6 protein-coding genes, 1 other RNA gene and 1 pseudogene are annotated in these 5,776 nt (G+C 48.9%); all 8 read right to left on the bottom strand.

What is annotated here, in order from left to right:
* Positions 1 to 52: 52 nt before the first annotated feature.
* Positions 53 to 447: a transfer-messenger RNA gene (gene ssrA, locus ACTIE0_RS22200) on the bottom strand.
* A 143-nt stretch (positions 448 to 590) separates the two neighbouring features.
* Entirely contained in the window at positions 591 to 1,574 is a 984-nt protein-coding gene (mdh, locus tag ACTIE0_RS22195) for a malate dehydrogenase (RefSeq protein WP_006625539.1), read from the bottom strand.
* Positions 1,575 to 1,787: 213 nt separating this feature from the next.
* Complete coding sequence (gene ndhO, locus ACTIE0_RS22190) at positions 1,788 to 2,003, bottom strand: NAD(P)H-quinone oxidoreductase subunit O (RefSeq protein WP_006625538.1); 216 nt, start codon at positions 2,001 to 2,003, stop codon at positions 1,788 to 1,790.
* A gap of 219 nt (positions 2,004 to 2,222) precedes the next feature.
* Entirely contained in the window at positions 2,223 to 3,137 is a 915-nt protein-coding gene (locus ACTIE0_RS22185) for a DNA-formamidopyrimidine glycosylase (RefSeq protein WP_006625537.1), read from the bottom strand.
* Between the two features lie 98 nt (positions 3,138 to 3,235).
* Positions 3,236 to 3,469, bottom strand: coding sequence for a photosystem I reaction center subunit IV (locus tag ACTIE0_RS22180; RefSeq protein WP_006625536.1), 234 nt, complete (start codon positions 3,467 to 3,469; stop codon positions 3,236 to 3,238).
* A gap of 168 nt (positions 3,470 to 3,637) precedes the next feature.
* Positions 3,638 to 4,390: an MORN repeat-containing protein gene (locus tag ACTIE0_RS22175; protein WP_006669957.1), complete on the bottom strand. Its 753-nt coding sequence runs from the start codon at positions 4,388 to 4,390 to the stop codon at positions 3,638 to 3,640.
* A gap of 131 nt (positions 4,391 to 4,521) precedes the next feature.
* The gene (locus ACTIE0_RS22170) at positions 4,522 to 5,658 is read right to left on the bottom strand and encodes a hypothetical protein (RefSeq protein WP_315646953.1); all 1,137 of its coding nucleotides are present in this window, start codon (positions 5,656 to 5,658) and stop codon (positions 4,522 to 4,524) included.
* Between the two features lie 27 nt (positions 5,659 to 5,685).
* A pseudogene (locus ACTIE0_RS22165) lies at positions 5,686 to 5,776 on the bottom strand (RNA-guided endonuclease TnpB family protein); the annotation flags it as partial.

The raw sequence follows: 5,776 nt of genomic DNA, 5'->3' as shown, positions 1-5,776 counted from the left end.
GCTATCGTATCGAGTAATGTCGCGCGATAGCTACTAGACTAGGGTTTACTGAAAATGGAGCATATGGGAATCGAACCCATGTCCAAAACGACTATTTACGCCCTGCTCGTTCACAGACATAGCCCCTCTAATCCTTAGGGCGGGAACCGTCACTTATCCCTGACGGTAGGATTCTCTAGTAGAGTCTTTTTCAGTTAAGCTACCAGAGAACGCTTAACCGAAGCATCCGTTGGGGTTTAACCCACAGTCCTTAACGGAGTCAAACCGTGAGTGCTCGAACCTATAGGAGGTATTCGTTATTAAGCAACAGCGGCTTTAACGCGAGCGAAAGGTACGACGTTGTTCGCACTTACATTTTTTTTGAACCTTTGATTTTCGAGAGGAGGCTCACTCTCGGCCTGAATCACAAGGTCGGTTTGATCGTCCTGTCGAAACCAGTAATGCCCCGTGTATACAAATAATGATAGATGATAAATCCCAGACTGTCAAGGGCTTTGGTGAAACTGTCTGTGGTCCGCAAGAGTTAAGGAAGGGGAGGGGTTTTGTCGGGGCGGGTACGTCATGGCACTACTAAGACCCGCCCCCGGCGGCTAAACAGCAGCAGTGGCCGCTAAAACCGCATCGGCTTTTTCAATACCTTCGCGAACCGATTGAGCGCAACTGTTGAGTGCTTCGCGTTCATTGTCTGTGAGGTTTAATTCCAGAACGCCCTCTACGCCTCGACATCCCAACCAACAGGGAACCCCTAGGAAAATATCCTTCATGCCATATTCTCCCTTGAGATAGGCAGAAGTTGGCAATAGACGACGACGGTTGAGTAAAATAGATTCTACCATAGTCCGCACGGAGGAAGCGGGAGCATAATAAGCGCCGCCAGTTTTCAGAAGTCCGACTATTTCCGCCCCCCCATTACGAGTGCGAGCAATGAGACGATTAATGGTTTCAGCATCCATTAACTCTGTAATGGGAATGCCATTAACTGTAGAATAACGGGGAAGGGGAACCATTAAATCGCCATGACTTCCCATAACGGTTGCATTAACATCGACAACGGAAACGTTTAATTCTGTGGCGATAAACGCTTGGAAGCGGGCTGAGTCTAACACTCCTGCCATTCCCATAATCCTAAAAGGTTCGATTTGGCTGACCTGCCAAGCTATATAAGTCATTACATCCAAAGGATTGGTAACTATGATAATGACTGCATTAGGGGAACTGGCGATCACATTAGTAACAGCACGAGCGACAATAGGGGCATTAGTTTCGATTAAATCATTACGATTCATGCCCGGAGTCCTAGGGCGACCGGCTGTAATTACGACAATATCTGATCCGGCAGTATCTGCATAATCATTAGTTCCGAGAATTTTGCGATCGTGACCTTCCACTGATCCAGCTTGCATCAAGTCCAGGGCGACCCCTTGGGGTAAACCCTCCACCACATCAAGTAATACGACATGGGCGACATTACTCTCTGCTATGCGCTGGGCTAGAGTACCACCTACTTTACCTGCCCCAATTATGGAAACCTGGGTAGGGTGACATGAAGGAGGAAAAAACATACTAGAAGCCATCTGCATATACCAATTATATTTTTATTAACGGTGTCTCTGCAATATGGGAAGTCATGGCGGGTTAAGCAGGGGTAGCCCTAATTTGAAGCCACCCCACCACCCGTAGGATTATGGGAATCATACCCTACCCTGCGGGTGTTAGTACCCTAGCCTAGTTATGTACGGATATTAGGGTTAACTGCGTAGTCCGATCGCGCCTCGAGTCGCACATGGCTATTTAGCGGGTTCCAATTGATCAATCCGCAACCATATAGCTGGTGTAGGGACTCGACCAAATTTGACAAAGGCATAATCTCCCTTGGTTTCCATGACTTCCCCTTTAGTTTCAAACAAATAGGGAGGTAAGCGGGAGTCGCTGGCGGTCACTTCTAGGCTATTTTCTAATTTTTCCCGAACGGCGTGAACAAAATCTCCGCGTTTAATAGTCATAGCGAGTAGGATAGCAAATGATAAATGAATCTATCCCAAATTTTAAGGGCTTGTGAGTTAATTTGATGTCAAGGATTCTGCGATCGTGGGCGAATCATAACAGACAAGGCATTCATTGCCTCTACTGATTCTGGCTTCCCTAACTGAGCACTGCAAATTATATTTTACCGTTACTGATGGTAGACGTAGCTTTATGAACATCTATCTTAACAATCGAGATCAGGAGAGATCAGAATCGAGTGAAGGTTGACACCTAGGGCAGAAATGGGTGCCGCGTCCCGATAGTTTAATTTTAGCGATGGGGGTTTGACAAACTCGACAAGGTTTCCCGCCGCGTTGATAAACCCAGGCGTGGCTACCGTAGTTCCCGTTAACGCCTTGGACGTTGAGGAAATTACGAATAGTTGTGCCACCGGAAGCGATCGCCTCTTGCAAAACCTCGACAATGTGGGTACACAGGCGATTAACTTGGTCTTCACTGAGACGACGGCTAGGAGTTGTGGGTTGAATTCCCGCTAAAAATAATGCCTCGTCCGCGTAAATATTACCCAAACCAGCCAATATAGCTTGGTCTAGTAAAGCCGTTTTAATCGGTCTTTGGCGGAGTCGCAGTTTGTTGGCTAAATACTCAGGGGAAAATTCATCGCTAAGGGGTTCTGGTCCCAATTCCCGTAAACCAGAAATCACATCCATCACCGCCATACCAGGGGGAACCCACCAGATTTTACCAAAAGTCCGCTGGTCAACAAATCTCAATTCTCGTTCCCCCTGCAAAAACAATCTCACCCTGGTATGTTTATGTAAAGGTTGATCAGAAGTCAGCCACAAAAGTTGTCCGGTCATCCGCAAATGCACACCCAGCCAGCCCCCGTCGCTTGTCTTAGTCTCGATTGGGTCTTTTGATGTGAAAATAGGATTTGATGGCTGTGATGGCGCTTGTAGTTGCGCTAACAGATATTTTCCCCGCCTATACCAATGGTTGATGGTAGTGTTGGTAAGTTGGGCGATAAATTCCACAGCAGTGGGGTGAGCGATCGCACTATCTAACAGGACATCCGCACCCACTATAGGCTGATTGAGGGTCATCTGATTTAGACCCTTTCTAACGGTTTCAACTTCAGGTAACTCTGGCACAGCAAAACAAGCAGATATAAAGTGACTGCGATTAAAACATTAACAGGCGGCAGGCACTCTATGGCACTGCCGCCAGGGGGATTAGCCGAGAGCCTAGTTTACTTCTTAGCTGCTTTAGCTGGTGCTTCTACTTCCACCAACTCAGCTTCAGCAAAGTTGTTAGTGTTAACGCCGCCATCAACACCGCAGTAGGCGTTGTAGTTGACCTTATCAAAACGAACAATCACAGGATAGCGAATCCCGCTTTTATCCACGGAAACAACTGTTCCCACTTCTTGGAACCAATAGGACTCTTTACGAAGAATGCGAACTTTAGAACCACGTTGAACCATTGGTTTATTTTCCTCTATGTCTAAAATGCGTTAATCTTCAGCCTACTACTGGATCAGCCATCTTATTCACTTCACTTTTTTAAGTTTTATTGCTAACCTACCCACAGGACTGGGGCTTCCGTGAGGGAGATTTCCCCAAAACTGCTGATTTGTGGTGACTTCGACCGTTCACTCTTGCCGTCTACCATCGCGGAAAGTACCGGGGAAACGTTGTCCGGCGGTGTTAATGAGAACACCTTGGCCGTGGGGGATACCGCCGCGCAGTTCCCCTTCATAGCGAAAACCGTTAGGGAAGGTACAATTCCCGCTTCCGTCGAGGGCCTGATTAAAAAATTCTCCTTGGCAGGTAGTCCCATCTGTGCGGGTTAAGGTTCCCTGTCCAAAGGGTCCCCCGGCAAAAAATCTTCCCTCAAAGCGATCGCCATTGCTATAAACAAACTGTCCGCTACCGTGGGGTTGGCTGCTGGTGTTACCGCTACCCACTTCCGTGACCAGTTGAAACTCACCAATATAGCGATCGCCATTGGCAAAAATCACCGTTCCGTTGGTAATCTGGCCATCTCTAAACACTCCCACTACACGGGAATCATCAGCAAAGATAAACACACCTTGACCATTAGGGAGACCATTGCGAAATTCTCCCTCAAAGCGATCGCGGTTAGCATAGACAAAGATACCGCGTCCTTCTGGGCGACCGTTGACAAAACTACCCGTAAAATTATCTCCCCCTTCGTAGTTGCACGTCACCTGACCAGTAGGTAGTTGTCCTTCACAGATGGGGGGGCGACCGCCTTCTGTTTGGGCATTAGCTGGCAGTGCAACTAACAAAGCCACAGAGCCACCAAGCGCCATTCTGCTGACCAGAGACTGCGTGAACCGTCCTAGGGTAACAAAGCCAAATTTTTCAACTAAATTCAACATAATACTCAACCCATGACATTGATAATTTCTGGGTTATCAAACCCAAGGGAGTTTTAGATCAACGACTGACCTCAACCACCGGGGATATAGATCCAAGCCAGGCAGAGTAGTCGCCTAAAACCCCCAATTAGTTAGGACTGATTACGAACAAAATTGTTGATAGTTTGTGGCATTACAATCGTGTTAGCCTCATCCCCAAAGGGTCCGCTAACCTCACCTACCATTCTAGCAACTTCAATGCCGTTCTGCTCAAAGATGACAATCGGAACGCCGTCTCCGCTCAACTTCACCCGCTTGATTAGAACTTCTCCCCCTGCTATGCGCTGACCAACACTCACATAACGACTCGTGGGTTCATTAGGAGCCTTAAGAATAATTCTCGTATCATCTCCCGTTCTCAGCACTCCGGTTACCTCTATTCCACGAGCTAAATCAGTCGAAGGGGGTGGTGGCGGCGCGGCTGGGGCGACGGGTGGAGGAGCATTAGGGTCAACCCATGCGGGTGGTCTGGAAGTGAGGGGGAGTTGAGGCAGATCTGGCACTCCAGCTACAGCTAGATCTGGTAATTCTGCTACTGGTTCAGCCAGTCCGGGTCGTCCGTTGGCTACTCCTGGCTGTCCGGTGGGAGTTCCGGGTCGTCCGTTGGCTACTCCTGGCTGTCCGGTGGGGGTTCCGGGTCGTCCGTTGGCTACCCCTGGCTGTGCGGTGGGGGTTCCGGGTCGTCCGTTGGCTACCCCTGGCTGTCCGTTAGCTACCCCTGGCTGTGCGGTGGGGGCTCCTGGTTGTCCTGGTACCGTAGTAACAGCAACAGGAGTTCTCCATTGGGGTGGTTGCATAGCCACCGGAAGACTGGGTAGGTCCGGCACTTGTCTAGTGGGTAAGGCGATCGATTCACTGTCTGCTTGCACGTCTGGGGGTCTATCTGCAATAACCGGTGGAACCGGTCCAAAGGGGTCAAGTTGTTGACCAGGAATCGGAATAGTTGCCGGTGCAGCAGGTACTCCATTTCTGCCGGGCAGAAGCTGTCTCAATCGTTCCTCTGATTTGGTAGACTGAATCAAACCTGCTTCTGGCGGAGGAGTTTCAGTAACTAGAGGATCTTCAAATGGTGTTTCTGCTGTAGTTTCCTCTTCCGATGGGTCAACTGGGGTTGTTTCTTCTGTGGGAGTTGGAGTCAATGTAATTTCCTCCTCCGGTGGCTCCGAAGCACAACCCCCTAGCCAGAGTGATAAAACCCCCGCTACAATCACAAATAGAACTTTACGCATTGCCTATCCCCAATGATGCTGATACATTTACGCGACATTTTTCCGGCTATTGCCTGACAATGCGACGATAGCACTATTACCCGTTAAGGTAACAGAGGCGGTATCCCGCAAAGCTTTT

Origin of the sequence: Limnospira sp. (assembly GCF_051859755.1) — a bacterium.
In the GTDB taxonomy this organism is placed as follows: domain Bacteria; phylum Cyanobacteriota; class Cyanobacteriia; order Cyanobacteriales; family Microcoleaceae; genus Limnospira; species Limnospira fusiformis.
This window is presented reverse-complemented; position numbering and strand designations above follow the sequence as displayed.